This window comes from Pseudomonas sp. OTU750018, assembly GCF_011636575.1.
Classification (GTDB): domain Bacteria; phylum Pseudomonadota; class Gammaproteobacteria; order Pseudomonadales; family Pseudomonadaceae; genus Aquipseudomonas; species Aquipseudomonas peli.
Genome location: NZ_JAAPAU010000003.1, coordinates 1 through 16,443, shown reverse-complemented (window position 1 = coordinate 16,443; position 16,443 = coordinate 1). Strand labels below are relative to the sequence as shown.

At 62.5% G+C, this 16,443-nt stretch carries 14 protein-coding genes; 10 read left to right on the top strand and 4 right to left on the bottom strand.

The window, feature by feature from the left end; genetic code table 11:
- The first annotated feature begins 75 nt into the window (after positions 1-75).
- The 7 genes from HCI85_RS15575 (at position 76) to HCI85_RS15545 (ending at position 8,079) form a co-directional block, all read left to right on the top strand.
- A complete protein-coding gene (locus HCI85_RS15575) occupies positions 76-1,830 on the top strand; it encodes a sensor histidine kinase (RefSeq protein ID WP_167145834.1) in 1,755 nt (584 codons plus the stop codon).
- A 60-nt stretch (positions 1,831-1,890) separates the two neighbouring features.
- Entirely contained in the window at positions 1,891-3,243 is a 1,353-nt protein-coding gene (locus HCI85_RS15570) for a sigma-54-dependent transcriptional regulator (RefSeq protein WP_167145832.1), read from the top strand.
- 403 nt (positions 3,244-3,646) lie between these two features.
- A complete protein-coding gene (locus tag HCI85_RS15565; RefSeq protein WP_167145830.1) occupies positions 3,647-4,600 on the top strand; it encodes a TAXI family TRAP transporter solute-binding subunit in 954 nt (317 codons plus the stop codon).
- Between the two features lie 155 nt (positions 4,601-4,755).
- The gene (locus HCI85_RS15560; protein WP_167145828.1) at positions 4,756-6,783 is read left to right on the top strand and encodes a TRAP transporter permease; all 2,028 of its coding nucleotides are present in this window, start codon (positions 4,756-4,758) and stop codon (positions 6,781-6,783) included.
- A complete protein-coding gene (locus HCI85_RS15555; protein ID WP_160086264.1) occupies positions 6,780-7,202 on the top strand; it encodes a DUF1850 domain-containing protein in 423 nt (140 codons plus the stop codon). The genes HCI85_RS15560 and HCI85_RS15555 overlap by 4 nt, the downstream gene beginning before the upstream one ends.
- Positions 7,203-7,333: 131 nt before the next feature.
- Positions 7,334-7,834 (top strand): GNAT family N-acetyltransferase, encoded by a 501-nt coding sequence (locus tag HCI85_RS15550; protein ID WP_167145826.1) that lies wholly within the window; start codon positions 7,334-7,336, stop codon positions 7,832-7,834.
- 56 nt (positions 7,835-7,890) lie between these two features.
- Positions 7,891-8,079: a DUF3617 family protein gene (locus HCI85_RS15545; protein ID WP_167145824.1), complete on the top strand. Its 189-nt coding sequence runs from the start codon at positions 7,891-7,893 to the stop codon at positions 8,077-8,079.
- 14 nt (positions 8,080-8,093) lie between these two features.
- Here the strand turns inward: HCI85_RS15545 and HCI85_RS15540 are convergent, their stop codons facing one another.
- Positions 8,094-8,840, bottom strand: coding sequence for a substrate-binding periplasmic protein (locus HCI85_RS15540; protein ID WP_167145822.1), 747 nt, complete (start codon positions 8,838-8,840; stop codon positions 8,094-8,096).
- A 276-nt stretch (positions 8,841-9,116) separates the two neighbouring features.
- Here HCI85_RS15540 and HCI85_RS15535 point away from each other — a divergent pair, with 276 nt between their 5' ends.
- Entirely contained in the window at positions 9,117-10,784 is a 1,668-nt protein-coding gene (locus HCI85_RS15535; protein WP_167145820.1) for a BCCT family transporter, read from the top strand.
- A gap of 101 nt (positions 10,785-10,885) precedes the next feature.
- Here HCI85_RS15535 and HCI85_RS15530 read toward each other — a convergent pair whose 3' ends face one another.
- From HCI85_RS15530 to HCI85_RS15520, 3 genes are all read right to left on the bottom strand, one after another.
- A complete protein-coding gene (locus HCI85_RS15530; protein ID WP_167145818.1) occupies positions 10,886-11,098 on the bottom strand; it encodes a DUF6434 domain-containing protein in 213 nt (70 codons plus the stop codon).
- Between the two features lie 109 nt (positions 11,099-11,207).
- Positions 11,208-11,918, bottom strand: a complete 711-nt coding sequence (locus HCI85_RS15525) for a 3'-5' exonuclease (protein WP_167145815.1) — start codon at positions 11,916-11,918, stop codon at positions 11,208-11,210.
- Entirely contained in the window at positions 11,915-13,789 is a 1,875-nt protein-coding gene (locus HCI85_RS15520) for a DUF294 nucleotidyltransferase-like domain-containing protein (protein WP_167145813.1), read from the bottom strand. Before HCI85_RS15520 ends, HCI85_RS15525 begins: the two co-directional genes overlap by 4 nt.
- 164 nt (positions 13,790-13,953) lie before the next feature.
- On the opposite strand from HCI85_RS15520, the gene HCI85_RS15515 reads away from it, so the two are divergent.
- Both HCI85_RS15515 and HCI85_RS15510 read left to right on the top strand, forming a co-directional pair.
- A complete protein-coding gene (locus HCI85_RS15515) occupies positions 13,954-14,520 on the top strand; it encodes a LemA family protein (RefSeq protein WP_167145811.1) in 567 nt (188 codons plus the stop codon).
- A gap of 1 nt (position 14,521) precedes the next feature.
- The coding region (locus HCI85_RS15510) for a DUF2207 domain-containing protein (protein ID WP_167145809.1) at positions 14,522-16,443 on the top strand (1,922 nt) is incomplete at its 3' end.

The window sequence follows — 16,443 nt, the reverse complement described above, 5'->3', positions numbered from 1 at the left end:
CAGTCGAGCCGCTGCGCACTGCACGGCGCGGTGCTTTGTCTTACCATGCCGGCTCCGCCTTGTTGCGAGCCGCGCATGTCTGCCTTTTTGTTGCGTTACCGCGTTGCCCTGATCGTCCTGCTGATTCTGCTCGGCTTGCTGGCGAGCATCTGGCTGGCCGGGCGTTATGCCGAGCAGCGCGCCTGGCAGATTCGCAGCCTGGAGGCGCGCGGACAGTTGCAGCTGTATGCGCAGTCGATCCACACCCTGGTCGAACGCTTCCGCTCGGTGCCCGAGGTGCTCGCGCTGGACAGCGATATCAAGTCGCTGCTGCGTGCGCCGGATGACAGCTTGCTGCGCAGCACACTCAACGAGCGGTTGGAGCAGCTCAATACGGCCGCCGGCTCTAACGTGCTGTACCTGCTCAACGCGAAAGGCGAAACCCTGGTGGCCAGCAACTGGCGTGACTGGAGCAGTTTTGTCGGCAACAACTACGCCTTCCGCCCGTATTTTCAGGATGCCGTACGCCAGTCCTCCGGGCGTTATTTTGCGGTGGGCGTGACCACTGGCATCCCCGGCTATTTTCTCTCCCATGCGGTGCGCGACGACGACGGCACGGTGCTCGGCGTGCTGGTGGTCAAGCTGGAGCTGGAAGAGTTGCAGCGCGAATGGGCCAGCCAGCCTGGCGTGCTGCTGGTGGCCGACAGCTACTCGGTGGTGATCCTCAGCAACCGTCCGGCCTGGCGTTTTCTCGCCCTCGACAGTTTGAGCGAGCAGGCCCGCGCCGAGCTGGTGGAGGTGCGCAAATACGCCGAACAGGCGTTGCAGCCGCTGGCCAGCACGCTGCGCCGGCAGATCGACAGCGACAGCCAGTGGCGCCGGGTCGATGGCCCGGACGGCCCACGTGACTACCTCTGGCAACGCCAGGCCCTGGGCGATGAAGGCTGGACCCTGCACCTGCTGCACGAGCCGAAAACCCTGGTCGACAGCGTGCGCAGCTACCGCCTGGCCGCCGCAGGGGTGTGGATGACCCTGGCCTTTTTGCTGCTCTACCTGGCCCAGCGGCGCAAGACTCAGCGTCTGCAGGCCGGCATTCGTGAACGCCTGGAGCGTGAAGTGGCGCTGCGTACCGCCGAGTTGCGCGAGGCTCAGGAAGGTTTGGTGCACGCGGCAAAGATGGCGGCGCTGGGGCAGATGTCGGCGGCCATGGCCCATGAAATCAACCAGCCGCTGACAGCCATGCAGATGCAGCTGGGCAGCTTGCGCCTGTTGCTTGATAGCGGTCGCCAGGACGATGTGCGTGAAGGGCTGCAGCGCATTGATGGCCTGCTGCAACGCATCGCCGGGCTCACCGGTCACCTGAAAACCTTTGCCCGTAAAAGCCCGGCGGGGCTGAGCGAGCGTCTGCGGTTGAGCGATGTGCTGGAGCAAGCCCTGCAATTGCTGGCGCCGCGCCTGCGCAGCGAACAGGTGCAGCTGCACAGCGAGATCGACACCGAGGCGCGGGTGCTGGGTGACGCGATTCGCCTGGAACAGGTACTGCTCAATCTGCTGAATAACGCCCTGGATGCCATGGCCTCCAGTGAGTCGCGGCAACTGCAGATTCGCATCGAACGCCAGGCCGAGCAGTGCCTGCTGAGCATCGCCGACAGTGGTGGTGGAATCGCCAGCGAGGCGCTGGATCATGTGTTCGAGCCGTTCTTTACCACCAAGCCGGTGGGCGCCGGATTGGGCCTCGGTTTGGCGGTGTCCTACGGCATCGTCCGTGAGCTGGGCGGTAGCCTGGAGGCGGCTAATGGCGAGCAGGGCGCGATCTTTACCCTGCGCCTGCCGGCAGCGCCGAATGCGTAGTGCAGGTTATTTCCCGGATTTTATCCGGGCTACACTGCCGCCGATTGATCAGGAGGTGATATGACTGGGCACGTAATAGTCGTCGACGATGAAGCAGCCATTCGCGAGGCGGTGCAGCAGTGGCTGGAGCTGTCCGGCTTTCGCGTGCACAGCTGCGCCACGGCGCAGGCCGCGCTGGCGCTGGTCGACCGTGACTACCCCGGCATCATCATCAGCGATGTGCGCATGCCCGGCACCGATGGCTTGCAGCTGCTCGACAGCGTGCTGGAGCGCGACCGTGACCTGCCGGTGATTCTGATCACCGGGCATGGCGATGTGCCGATGGCGGTGCAGGCGCTGCGCCAAGGCGCGTATGACTTTATCGAAAAGCCCTTCACCCCCGAACGCCTGCTCGACAGCGTACGCCGCGCGTTGGACAAGCGCCGCCTAGTTTGTGAGAACCGCCAGCTGCGTCAGCAGTTCGCCCTCAAGGACCATATCGAGGCGCAGCTGCTCGGCGTCTCGCGGCCGATGGAAACCCTGCGCCGGCAGATCCTTGAGCTGGCCGGCACCTCGGTAAATATCCTTCTGCGCGGTGACACCGGCAGCGGCAAGGAGCGGGTTGCCCGTTGTCTGCATGATTTCAGCAACCGCGCCGGCAAGCCGTTTGTCGCGCTGAACTGCGCGGCGATTCCCGAGCACCTGTTCGAGAGCGAGCTGTTCGGCCATGAAAGCGGCGCCTTTACCGGCGCCCAGGGCAAGCGCATCGGCCGCATCGAACATGCCGACGGCGGCACGCTGTTTCTCGACGAGGTGGAAAGCCTGCCGTTGGCCCAGCAGGTCAAACTGCTGCGCGTGCTGCAGGAGAAAACCCTCGAACGCCTGGGTTCCAACCGCAGCATCCAGGTCGATCTGCGGGTGATCAGCGCGGTCAAGCCGGACCTGCTCGATGAGGTCAAGGCTGGGCGTTTCCGTGAAGACCTCTACTACCGGCTGAATGTCGCCACCCTGCGCATTCCGCCGCTGCGCGAGCGCCGTGAAGACATTCCGCTGCTGTTCGAACACTTCGCCAACCAGGCCGCGCAACGCCATGGCCGTGAAACACCGAGCCTGCCACCGAGCGAGCTGACTCGGCTGCTAGGGCATGACTGGCCGGGCAACGTGCGCGAGCTGATCAACGCCGCCGAACGCCATGCCCTGGGCTTGAGTGGCGGTGTGGAGGGCGACGATGGCCTGCCGCAACAGTCGCTGGCCGAGCAGATGGAAGCCTTCGAAGCACAATGCCTGCACCGCGCCCTGCAGCATTGCCAGGGCAATATCGCCGAAGTCATGACACTGCTGCAGCTGCCGCGCCGCACCCTCAACGAGAAGATGCAGCGTCATGGCCTGCTGCGCAGCAGCTATCGGCCGGCCGGCAGTGCTGATGACGAGTGAGAACTAGTCGGCGGAATTTCGCTTATCTAGATTTTTGCACTGGCGGATTTCCGCTCACCATAGCCGTCAGGCGGGCCATGTTTGGCAGGCTGAAGGCTCTAGCACGGGCTTTTCTCTCACTGGCACGGCATCTGCTATAGCTCTTGTCAGCCGGGCACTCGATTGCCTCGGCCTCTATAAGAAAGACAAGAGGTGAATCCCATGTACTGCCCCGCATCGTCTGCGCGCCTGTCGCGCTCGGCATCCACTGCCCACCTCTTGTGCGCTCGGCTAAGGCCGCGCGTGAGCCTCTGCTCCTTTTCTCTATTGCGTTAGTCCCGGCGCTGCATCGCTGCCTGGGTGGCGCGCAGTGTCTACAGTGAAAACCTCTGCATAAAGCCATAACAACGACGGAGATTCTTCCATGCGAATGACCAAACGATTCAGCCTGTTTGCTGCTGCCGCAGCCTTTACCGCGAGCACCGCGGTACTCGCCGCTCCAACCTTTATCAACGTGCTGACCGGTGGCACCAGCGGTGTGTACTACCCGATTGGCGTAGGCCTGTCGCAGCTGTACAGCAACGGCATCGAAGGTTCGAAGACCTCGGTGCAGGCCACCAAGGCCTCGGTGGAGAACCTCAACCTGCTGCAAGCCGGTCGCGGCGAACTGGCTTTCGCCCTTGGTGACTCGGTTGCCGATGCCTGGAATGGCGTGGAAGACGCCGGCTTCAAGGCGCCGCTGAAAAAGCTGCGGGCGATTGCCGGTACTTATCCGAACTACATCCAGATCGTTGCCAGCAAGGAATCCGGCATCACCACCCTGGCTGACCTGAAGGGCAAGCGCATCTCCGTCGGCGCGCCGAAATCCGGCACCGAGCTGAACGCCCGCGCCATCTTCAAGGCCGCCGGCCTGAGCTATGAAGATATGGGCAAGGTTGAGTTTCTGCCCTACGCCGAGTCGGTCGAGCTGATCAAGAACCGTCAGCTGGATGCCACCCTGCAGTCCTCGGGCCTGGGCATGGCCGCGATTCGCGACCTGGCCGCGACCCTGCCGATCACCTTTGTCGCCATCCCGGCCGAGATCACTGCGAAGATCGACAACGCCGCCTACCAGGCTGCCTCGATTCCAGCCGGCACCTACGACGGTCAGGACAGCGACGTGCCAACCGTAGCCATCACCAACATCCTGGTTAGCCATGACGGCGTGTCCGATGAAGTGGCCTATCAGATGACCAAACTGATGTTCGACAACCTCGAGCGCCTGGGTAACGCCCACTCGGCGGCCAAGGACATCAAACTGGAAGGCGCGGCCAAGGATCTGCCGATCCCGCTGCATCCGGGTGCCGAGCGCTTCTACAAGGAAGCCGGCGCACTGTAAGGCTACTGAAGGGTTGAGGGTGTAGGTTGGCGCTGTGCGCAGCGTCAACCTCTCCGGACACGAGCTAGAGCTGCGAATAAAACCGGCGTGCAGGCCACGGCAGGTTTTGTTGGCGACTCTTGCGCTATCGACGTTGTAACGAGGGTGTGACCTTCATGAGTGAGCAAAACCAAGGCCTCGCCGCTAACCCCAGCGATTGGCCGAAAGCGCTGTTTTATGTCGCGCTGCTGTTCTCCATCTTCCAGATCATCACCGCGGCCTTCCACCCGGTATCCAGCCAGATTCTGCGTGCCGTGCATGTGGGCTTTCTGCTGTTGGTGGTGTTTCTCTGTTTTCCCGCCCGTGGCAAGGAGCAGCCCTGGCAGCCGCTGGCCTGGCTACTGGGCCTGGCCGGCATGGCCACGGCGTTTTATCAGTGGTATTTCGAAGCCGATCTGATTCAGCGTTCCGGTGATCTGACCCAGAGCGACATGGTCGTCGGCCTGGTGCTGATCGTGCTGGTGTTCGAAGCCGCGCGGCGGGTGATGGGTATTGCCTTGCCGCTGATCTGCGCGCTGTTTCTCGCCTACGGCCTGTTCGGTCAGTACCTGCCGGGCGATCTGATGCACCGTGGCTACGCCATCGACCAGATCGTCAACCAGCTGGCCTTCGGCACCGAGGGGCTGTACGGCACGCCGACCTATGTATCGGCCACCTATATCTTCCTGTTTATCCTGTTCGGCGCGTTCCTCGAACAGGCCGGGATGATCAAGCTGTTTACCGATTTCGCCATGGGCCTGTTCGGCCACAAACTCGGCGGCCCGGCCAAGGTGTCGGTGGTGTCGTCGGCGCTGATGGGCACCATCACCGGTTCGGGTGTGGCCAACGTGGTGACTACCGGCCAGTTCACCATCCCGCTGATGAAACGCTTCGGCTACAAGCCGGCGTTTGCCGGCGGCGTGGAAGCAACCTCGTCGATGGGCAGCCAGATCATGCCGCCGATCATGGGTGCGGTGGCCTTTATCATGGCCGAGACGATTAACGTGCCGTTCTTCGAGGTGGCCAAGGCCGCGCTGATTCCGGCGCTGCTGTATTTCGGTTCGGTGTTCTGGATGGTTCACCTGGAAGCCAAGCGCGCCAACCTGCGCGGCCTGCCTAAAGAGGAATGCCCGAACCCCTGGGCGGCGGTGAAACAGCGCTGGTACCTGCTGATTCCGCTGTTCATCCTGATCTACCTACTGTTCTCCGGGCGCACGCCGCTGTTCTCCGGCATGGTCGGTCTGGCCCTGACGGCCATCGTGATCCTCGGTTCTGCGATCATCCTGCGGGTGTCGTCCAAGGTCATGCGCTTCGCCTTCTGGATTGCCCTGGGCGTGCTCTGCGCCGGCTTCTTTCAGCTCGGTATCGGCGTGGTGTTTGGCGTCGTCGCGCTATTGGTGGCGGTGTGTTGGTTTATCAAAGGCGGCCGCGACACCCTGGTGATCTGCCTGCACGCCCTGGTGGAAGGTGCACGCCATGCCGTGCCGGTGGGCATTGCCTGCGCCCTGGTGGGGGTGATTATCGGTGTGGTCTCGCTGACCGGGGTGGCCTCGACCTTCGCCGGCTATATCCTCGCCATCGGTCAGGACAACCTGTTCCTTTCACTGGTGTTGACCATGCTCACCTGCCTGGTGCTGGGCATGGGCATCCCGACCATTCCCAACTACATCATCACCAGCTCGATTGCCGCGCCGGCGTTGCTGGAGCTGGGTGTGCCGCTGATCGTGTCACACATGTTCGTGTTCTATTTCGGCATCATGGCCGACCTTACACCGCCGGTGGCGCTGGCTTGTTTCGCAGCCGCACCGATTGCCAAGGAAAGCGGCCTGAAGATCAGCCTGTGGGCGATTCGTATCGCCGTGGCCGGGTTTGTGGTGCCGTTTATGGCGGTCTATGAGCCGGCGCTGATGCTGCAGGGCGACAGCCTGTTGGCTACCCTCTATGTGGTGCTCAAGGCACTGCTGGCCATCGGCATCTGGGGCGTGGTGTTTACCGGTTACCTGCAGGCCAAACTGAGCTGGTGGGAGCGCGCGCTGGGCTTTGCCGCTGGCGCCAGCCTGATTCTGGCCACACCGATGAGTGACGAGATCGGCTTCGCCCTGGCGGCGCTGTTTATCGTCCAGCATGTCTGGCGTGCTCGTCGCGCTCAGCTGGCCACTGCATGATCGGCCTGTGCCTGGGTTTGGCGGGCGCGGTATGGGCAGAAGTGCCCACGCCCAGCTTTACCCTGGCCTGGACACACACCATCGAGAAAATTCGTTGGGAAGAGGATTACCGCGTGACGCCTGAGGGGTTGCTCCTCGGCGAAGCGCGGGTCAAGGGTTCCGGGGCCGGTATGGAGATTCCAGACGGCGCCGAACTGCGCGAGGGCAGCTGGCATTACCAGCGTCAGCTACCCCCCTTGCAACCACTGCGTTTGGGGCGAACCCCCGAGGCAGGGGATTATCAACTGTGTTTCAACCAGCGTTGCCACTCGATGAGTGAATGGCTCGGCCCGCCACAAGCGACCCAGCCGGCGTTGGAACTCTGGAGCTGTGAGCAAAGCTCCCCGGCCGCCTCGGCGGCAGGCCAGGACGACAGCTAAGGCGGCGTCTGCTCCCGGGCCACAAGCCCTGGTTGTTGTAGAGGAGAACCCCCATTTGGCCCAGCCGGTGGGGGTTTTGTTCGTTTGCAGTACGGGTTAGCTTCAGCCGATTGACTGACAAGCAGGATGTTATGAGCACCATCACCTATTACCTGGCCATGCAGCACCCCGAGCAGATCCGCGCCAAGCCGCTGCCGGCCGACCTGAGCGTGGTGGAATGCCAGCTCAAACAGTTTCAGCTCAACCGCTTTCTCTACCAGTTGGTCGGCGAGCCCTGGCAGTGGACCGACAAACTCAGCTGGACGGACGCGCAGTGGCGCGAGCTGATCGAGCAGCCCCATCACCGCACCTGGGTGGCCTATCACCAGGGCGCCATCGCCGGTTACTACGAGCTGCTGCGCGATGCCGACGGCGCGGTGGAGATTCTCTATTTCGGCCTGGCTGAGGCCTTCTTCGGTCAGGGCTTTGGCGGCCCGTTTCTGACTCACGCGCTGCAGTCCGCCTGGGCCTGGCCGGGCACCACCAAGGTTTGGGTGCATACCTGCAGCCTCGATCACCCCAGCGCGCTGGCCAACTACCAGGCGCGCGGCTTGCGTATCTATCGGGAAGAGGTCGAGGTGGACGCTTCCTAAGAAGGTCTACGCTTGCAGGGTCGCCCACTCACCTCAGGAGTCGATCATGCACCGCGGTGTTAGCAAGCCTCTGTTTCTTAGCCTTTGCCTGCTGCCCCAATGGCCAGGGCGAAGGCGAGACGCGCTTTGTCAGCGACAAGGAGTTCACCTCAACGGTCAACGGCACCTTCGACGGCCAGAGCAGCAGCATGCAAAGCCAAGCGCGCTGGGTGACGGTGGATTGCGGAACCTTGCAGCCGCAATAAGCAGTCGAGGTGAGTTATTGGCCGCTAAGCGGGTCGCTAATGCCATGGCGGTCTTTGAGCATTTGCACCAGTTCGGCCTGACTGCTGAGGAAGGCGTCGAACTGCTTGACCACCTCGGGGTGGCGGATGCTCGACAGGAAGTAGTGGTCATCCTGGTAGGGCAGTTTGGGGTCGAACACCAGGCTTTTTTCCGCGCTGTTGTAGAACTGGTGCTGGATCACTTGTGGGTTGAGGTAAACGCCGTCGATCCGGTCGTTCATGGCCATGGCCAGTAGTGAATCGATCTGGTTGGCCTGGATCAGCAGAATCTTGCCGGCCTTGATTTCATCCAGATAGGGCCAAGGGGTAAAGCCGCGCTGGGTGCCGAGACGGTGTAAGCGTGCAGAGCCCTGGCCGAGAAACTCGGGCTTGACCAGTACGCCGTCGATGGCCGGTGCAGCGGCTTGGCTGTAGTGCAGCGCATAGCCTTTTTTCTGATCAGCGTTCCAGCGCGGGTTATCCGGGTATTTGAAATCTACCCGGTCGTTGAGAAAGTCACTGAGCAGGCGCCGTACCGGCAGCGGTTGGTAGATAAATTCATGGCCCTGGTGCGCCGCAAAGGCGTCGAGCAAGTCGCGGCCATAGCCCAGGTATTGGCCGTCCTGCACGTTGGAATACGGCAGGTAGGGCTGCAGCTCGACCCCGACCTTGAAGGTCTCGGCGTGCGTCAGCGCAGCCAGGGTAAAGGGCAGGCAAGCCAGCAGCGTCAGCAATGCTCTCATCAGCGACATCTCAAACAACGACCCCGAGCAGGCCATAGGCCAACCATAGCTAATTGCCTCGCCCAGCGGGAGGCAATGTACGCAGAAAATCTGACTCAAAAGACCAAATAACCGCCGCATAACGGGCCGTAATGGCCGCCAATACTGGCCTTGCGCCTGCACGAATGTGCCATGGCTGTTACCCTGTACCCCGCAGCCGCCGGCTTGGTGGCTGTACGAGTAGGGCAATCCCGTCCTCGTGCGCGTAAAGCGTGCCACACGTCAAAGGAGTCCCCCATGGGTCAAAACCCTTCGTCTGACACGACCCCGCAACCAGAAGCGGCAACTCTGGACGGCATCCCGGCACCCACCGGCGACGCCAATCTGATCGACACTGATTACGTGATCGGTCAGGACAACATCAAAGGCAAGTTCCTGTTCAACCTGGACATCCACGGCAAGGTCTTCACCATCTCGGCAGTCGTCGCCGTGCTGTTCGTGGTGCTGACCCTGGCCCTGCAAACCCAGGTCGAGCCGCTGTTCAGCGCCTTGCGCGACTGGCTCACCCACCACATGGCCTGGTTCTTTATCGGCTCCGCGAACATCTTTGTGCTGCTCTGCCTCGGCCTGATCGTTTCCCCTCTGGGCAAAGTGCGCCTCGGCGGCATGGACGCAAAGCCGGATTACACCTACCTCGGCTGGTTCTCCATGCTGTTTGCCGCCGGGATGGGCATTGGCCTGATGTTCTATGGCGTCTCTGAGCCGATGTCGCACTTCAGTGCGGCCATGGGCGGTATCAGCGTTGGCGCAGATGGTGTGCGCACCGACTGGGCGCCGTTGGGCGGCGCGGCCGGTAATGCCGAAGAGGCCGTGCGCCTGGGCATGGCCGCAACCATCTTCCACTGGGGCCTGCACCCTTGGGCGATCTACGCCATTGTCGCCCTGTCGCTGGCGCTGTTCTCCTTCAACAAGGGCCTGCCGCTGTCGATTCGCTCGATCTTCTACCCGATTCTTGGTGAGCGGGTGTGGGGTTGGCCGGGCCATGTGATCGATATCCTCGCGGTGTTCGCCACCCTGTTTGGTCTGGTCACCTCCCTCGGTTTGGGCGCGGAACAGGCCGCAGCAGGCGTCGAATACCTGTTCGGGATCAGTGCCACCGACACCAGCAAGGTGCTGCTGATTATCGTCGTCACCATCATCGCCCTGGTTTCGGTGGTTGCGGGGTTGGACAAGGGTGTTAAGCGCCTCTCCGAGCTGAACATGGGCCTGGCCATGGCCCTGCTGCTGTTTGTGATTATCGCCGGGCCGACCCTGGCGATTCTCACCGGCTTCTTCGACAACCTTCTGGCTTACCTGCAATACCTGCCCGCGCTGGCCAACCCGATTGGCCGGGAAGACGCCAACTTCAGCCAGGGCTGGACGGCCTTCTACTGGGCGTGGTGGATCAGCTGGTCGCCGTTCGTGGGCATGTTTATCGCCCGCGTCAGCCGTGGCCGTACCGTGCGCGAGTTCCTGGTTGCTGTCTTGCTGGTGCCGTCCCTGGTCTCGGTGCTGTGGATGACCGCGTTCGGCGGCACCGCGATCAATCAGTTGCTGGTTGATGGTTTTACCGGCGCGCAGGAGGCCGGCCTGGAGCTGAAGCTGTTCAGCATGCTCGGTGAGATGCCGCTGACCAGCATCACCTCGCTGATCGGCATCGTCCTGGTGGTGGTGTTCTTTATCACCTCGTCGGACTCCGGCTCGCTGGTGATCGACACCATCACCGCCGGCGGCAAGGTCAATGCACCGACCCCGCAGCGGATTTTCTGGGCCAGCATCGAGGGCGTCATCGCCATCGCCCTGCTGCTCGGCGGCGGGCTGGTGGCCCTGCAGGCCATGGCGGTGTCGACGGGTTTGCCGTTTACCATCGTGCTGTTGGTGGGCTGTGTGTCGATCGTCAAAGGTTTGATGAGCGAACCGCGCTGACCCTTGCTGTTGAGTCGTACATGAGCGCGCCTTCGGGCGCGCTTTTTTATGCCCGGGGTTTGGGGGCGTGGCGCCCGACACCTGTGCTGCTTGTCCCTACGCTACTGCTGCTGACGCCGCAGCCATTCTGCCGCCACGTCGCCCATTGTTTTGGGCACCCCATCTTTTATCCACGCCATAAACGCGCGATTAAATTGAAAGCCAGGGCCGCAAGCTTGCGTCAAAAATCGGCGAACATTTTGCGTATTGCGATAGGTCGTAGTGACCGGTGTTTCTGCCGTTATCGTGTCGCTGTGCCAGTCGAAACTATTCATCCCGGTTTCTCGAAGTAGTCAATGCGAGCGCGTTTATTTACAGGGTGTGTTCGGCTTATAAATCAATCGTGGTGGTGTGCGCCGCCCAAGTCGTTTCTGTGTCACTGCCTCAACTCCACAATTCCCCCACCGGCGTGTCCGCTGCATAGCGCGTCGCCACCTGCGCCTGCAGCAACTCAGCCGTCGCCAGCGCATCAGTCAACGCATGGTGCGCCTGGTACATCGGCAGGTTGTAACGCTGGCGGCTATCAGCCAAACGAATCGACACCGGCTGCCGGCCCAACAAGCGGCCCAGCCAGCCCGGTTGGCGTTTGGGATAAAGACGTGCCTCCAGCTGCATGGTGTCGATAACCGGGAACTGCAAACCCTCACCGAGTTGCTGACGCAGCGCCTGGTCGAGAAAGCTGCGCTCGATAGTGCGGTAGTGCACCACCATCACTTTGCCGGCCATGGCGGTCAGCAGCTCGTCGAGAATCTGCTCCAGGCGCGGCGCGTGGCGGATGTCGGAGTGGGTGATGTGGTGAAAGGTCACCGATTCGCCGCTCAACTCGCTGGCCGGTTTGACCACCCAATAGCGCGCCGCGCCGCAGCGGATGCGTTGCAGGGTAAAGGGCAGCAGGCCGAGGCTGACGATGGCGTGCTGGTTGGCGTCTAGGCCGGTGGTTTCCACGTCCAGGGCCAGCAGCGGCACCTGCTCCAGTGGGGTGTCGGCGGTTATGCAGCCGGCCTGATAGAAGGCTTGCAGGCGCGGGTCGCGGGCGCTGGCGGCGAGTTCGGCAAACTGCGCGGCCCAGTTCAGCGCTGTGGCAGGCGCTGTCACCGCTTGTTGCTCGGTTGCGCGGGGTAGCGGAAACGCAGGAATTTCTGCGCATTGCTGAGTACCTGAAAGGCTTCCTTGAGGTTATGGCGATCACTGGCGGAGACTTTTTCCGGCTCGATGTAGTTGTTCGGCTGCGCGCCTTCGGCCGCCGCCATGGCCTGGTGGCGCACGCGCACCAGGCTGAGAAATTCCAGGGCGTAGCGCAATTGGCCGAGGGCTTCGGGCTGCAGCAGCTTGGTTTTGCCGATGGCGTCGAGGCGTTCCAGGGAGTTCTGCGCCTTGCTGCCGCAGGCCAGGGCGTGCACGCGGATCAGGTCGGTGAGCGGCGCGGTGCCACGGCCTTTGAGGTTGATGATGTGTTTCTGCTGGCCGTCGGTTTCCATCACAAAGGTGCGGAAGAAGCCCAGCGGCGGCGTGCGGTTAAGGGCGTTGCGCGCCAGGGCGGCGAGGAAGGCGGGATTGCTGCTGGCCTTCTGTGCGAGCAGGTCTTTGAGGTTTTCCACCAGTTCGACCTCGCCATACACGCCGTCGAGGTCGAAGAAGATGCAGCTGTGCAGCAGGGTTTGCGGCTTAGGATTGTCGATCCATTGCTGGAAGTAATCGCGCCAGACACTCAGCGGCTGCCGCCACTGGGCGTTGCTGGCCATGATGCCGCCCTTGCAGTAGCTATAACCGCAGGCGGCCAGGCCGTCGCTGACAAACTGGGCAAGGGCGGCGAAGTAGGCGTCGTGCAGCGCGGGGTCAAAGCGGTCATCGAGCACCAGGGCGTTGTCCTGATCCGTCACCAGCAGCTGTTCGTCGCGAGCCATGGAGCCGGCGACCATAAAGCAGTAGGGCACCGGCGGCGGGCCGAGTGTCTGTTCGGCCAGTTCCAGCAGGCGCTGGGTAAAGGCGCGGCCGATGCCGGCCATGGCACTGCCGACCATGTGCGCGGTGGCGTGGTCGTTGACCATGCGTATAAAGGTAGCGCGCAGGTCCGGCAGCAGGCTTTGCAGTCCGGTGACATCGGGCTGGTTGAAGATCGAGTTGACCAGGTACAGGCTGCTCTGCGACTCGTAGCGGATGATGTCGCTGAGGTTGATGATGCCGATGGGACGGCGTCGCTGCACCACCGGCAGGTAGTGGATGTTGTGGCGCAGCATGGACAACATGGCATCGAACACGCTGTCATCGGCCTGAATCGTGATGGGATTTGGCGACATCACCTCACTGACGGGTGTCATGCTGTCCAACCCCATGGCGAGCACGCGGGTGCGCAGGTCGCGGTCCGTGAGGATGCCCACCATGCCGGCAGCGGGCGCGCTGTCGTCGATGATCACCAGTGAGGACACGCTCTGCTCGGTCATCAGCTGGGCGGCCTGTTGCACCGAGGTGTGCGGGCTGGCGGTGACAGGTTGGCGCGAGATCAGCTTGCGTACTTTTATTTGGATCAGCTCGCTGGCCTGGCCCTGGCTTTCCACCGCCGACTTGAGCCGCGATTGGCCTTCGGCCTCGACGAATTCGGCAAAGCCATCGTGCTCTTCGCACAGCTGGGCGAATACGGTGGCAGGGATGAAGTAGATCAGGCTGTCTTCAATCGCCCGCGCCGGAAAACGCACTTTGTTGCTGCGCAGCAGGCCGGCTTGGCCGAAGATATCGCCCTCGCTCAGGCGGTTGTACAGCGCGCCATTACGCCGGTAGATTTCCACCGCGCCGCTGCGTACATAGTGCAGCTCGTGAATCGCAGCGCCATACAGCAGGATGTCTGTGCCGGCCTTGAAGTAGGCCACCTCAACCTGCCGGGCAATGGCGTCGAGGCTGTCATCGGGCAACGCATCGAAGGGCGGGAAGCGCTGCAGGTGATCGCGGATTTCCAGTAACTCGATCTGCATGGGGTGCCTCGCAGTGGCTGGCACTCAAGGATACGGCGATTGCTGGGTGCTGTCCGCCCTGCTGGCGTTACCGGGTGTGGCGGCAGGCGCAGTCGAAGCCAGCTAGGGTGTGAGGGGCGAACGGATAGCGCAGGCGTTCAGCGGGCTTTTATCAAGGAGTGGTTATGCACGGGGCAGGATTCTGGGTGGTGCTGGCGCTGCTGTTGGCGCTCGCGGGCTTGGCGATTTATTACTACAACCGCCTGGTGTTCAACCGCGCGCGGGTGGCTGAAGCGTGGAGTGGTATCGACGTGCAACTCAAGCGCCGCGCCAGCCTGATTCCGGCACTGGTCGAGTGCGTGCGCCAGTACATGAGCTACGAGCAGGGCACCCTGCAGGCGCTGGTGCAGGAGCGTATGCGTGCGGTGCAGCTGGCCGATTCGCCGCTGAGCGAGCGGGCGCCGGTGGAGGCGCATCTGGGTACTCAGCTGCGTCAGCTGTTTGCCCTGGTCGAGGATTACCCGGCGCTCAAGGCGGATGGTCAATTTCTCGACCTGCAACGCACCATCACCGAGGTCGAGAACCATATCCAGATGGCCCGGCGTTATTACAACGGCGCGGTGCGCGAGTTGAATGTGCTGGTGGAATCGGTACCGAGCAACCTAGTGGCGCGGCCTTTTGCCTTTACCCAGGCGGAGTACTTCAGCCTGGATGACCCGCGTGACGCCCAGTCGCCAAAAATGGAGTTTTGACATGCTGCGAGTGCTGCGTTTTGCCCTGTTGAGCCTGTGCCTGCTGCCGCTATGGACTGCTGCGGCCGAGGTGATTGAAGACTTTGCCGTGACCCTGCAGGTGCAGGCGGACGGCAACCTGCTGGTGACCGAGCGGATTACCGTGCAGGCCGAGGGTGAGCAGATCAAGCGCGGCATCTACCGCGATCTGCCGGTCAGCTACAGCTTGCCCTTCGGCCTGTTACAGAGCAGCCCGATCACCTTGCTTGCGGTGAGCCGCGATGGTCAGGCGGAGCGGGCGCGGGTCGAGCAGAACGGCACCTGGGTGCGCTATTACCTCGGCTCGGCCAACCAGCTGCTGCAGCCGGGACGCTATCAGTACGAACTGCGTTACCGGGTTGAGCGCCAGCTGTTGCACCACCTCAATACCGATGAGCTGTACTGGAACGTCACCGGTAATCAGTGGGTCTTTCCGATTCTCCAGGCCTCGGTCGAGGTCAAACTGCCGCCGGGTGCGCGGATGGGGGATGTGGCCGCCTATACCGGGGCCAGCGGTGATCAGGGCAAGGCCTATGAGGTGCTCGAACAGCGGGACGACACTCTGCGCTTGACTACCACCCAAGCCTTGCCGGCCTACCACGGCCTGACGGTCGCCGTGGATTGGCCAGCCGGCCTGGTGGCGCGGCCGGGTCTAACGCAGCGCCTGGGCTCGGTGCTGCTGGATAACCTTGGCCTGTGCCTGGGCGCGCTGCTGCTGGTCGGCTTAGTGATTTTTTATCTGCGCGCCTGGGATCGAGTCGGCCGTGACCCCGAAAAAGGTCTGATCATTCCACTTTTCGAAGCACCGGAAGGCATGAGCGCGGTGCAGGCCGGCTACCTCTGGCATCGCGGTTTCAAAGGGGCTTATCAGGATGCGCGGGCGTTCAGTGTGTGGCTCACCGATATGGCCATCCGCAAGCACCTGCATCTTGAAGACAAGCCGCGCGGCGGCGGTTTTACCCTGGCCCGTGGCACGGGTGAGCGGGATGACTTCAGTGAGGGTGATCGCGACCTGCGCAAGCGCCTGTTTCCCGCCAATAAGGAGGGTATCGCCCTAGAGATTGGCAGCGACTACGAGCCGCGCCTGGCCGATGCCGTGGCCGGGCTGAAAACCCAGCTGCAAACCCAGGGCAAGGCCTGGTTCAGCAATAACCGTGGCATCTGGACCTGGGGCCTGATCTGGGCGCTGGTTGGCTGCCTAGTAATGGTGCTGACTGGCGCGCGTAATGAGGACGATGTGGCTGTCGGCCTGGCCGGCGTGGTGTTCACCCTGGGCTTTGGCGTGCCGTCGCTGTTTGTGCTGTACATGGCCTGGAATCAGCCCAGTTTGGGCAAGCAGATCGGTTTGGGTCTGGCGGGGTTGATGTTTGTCTGGCCAGTGCCGATTGGCTTGTGGATGCTCAGTGATGCGGCGTCGTTGCCGGCCTTGCTGCTGCTCTGCGTGTATGTGCTGGTGGTGGTGCTGTTCTATTACCTGCTGCCGGCGCCATCGGTTGAAGGGCGGCGTTTGCTCGATCAGCTGGAAGGCTACCGCGACTACCTGCAACTGGCGGAAAGCGACGCACTGGCCCAGGCCGGCAATGCCCCGGCGATGAGCATTGCGCTGTACGAAAAGCACCTGCCTTACGCCATGGCCCTGGGTGTGGAGGACAAGTGGAGTGCGCGCTTCAGCACGGCGTTGGTTAATGGCTTGATCGACCCGGCGCAGCGTGACTATCAACCGGACTGGTACCACAGCCGCAGCTCATTCAGCACACCACTGGCCATGAGTGCCGCCCTGGCTGCCGGCCTGAGCAGCGCCACGGCACTGGCTTCATCGCCACCGTCGAGCAGCTCGTCAGATGGGGGCGGTTCATCCGGCGGTGGTTCGTCTGGTGGTGGCGACGGTGGCGATGAAGCCAGTGC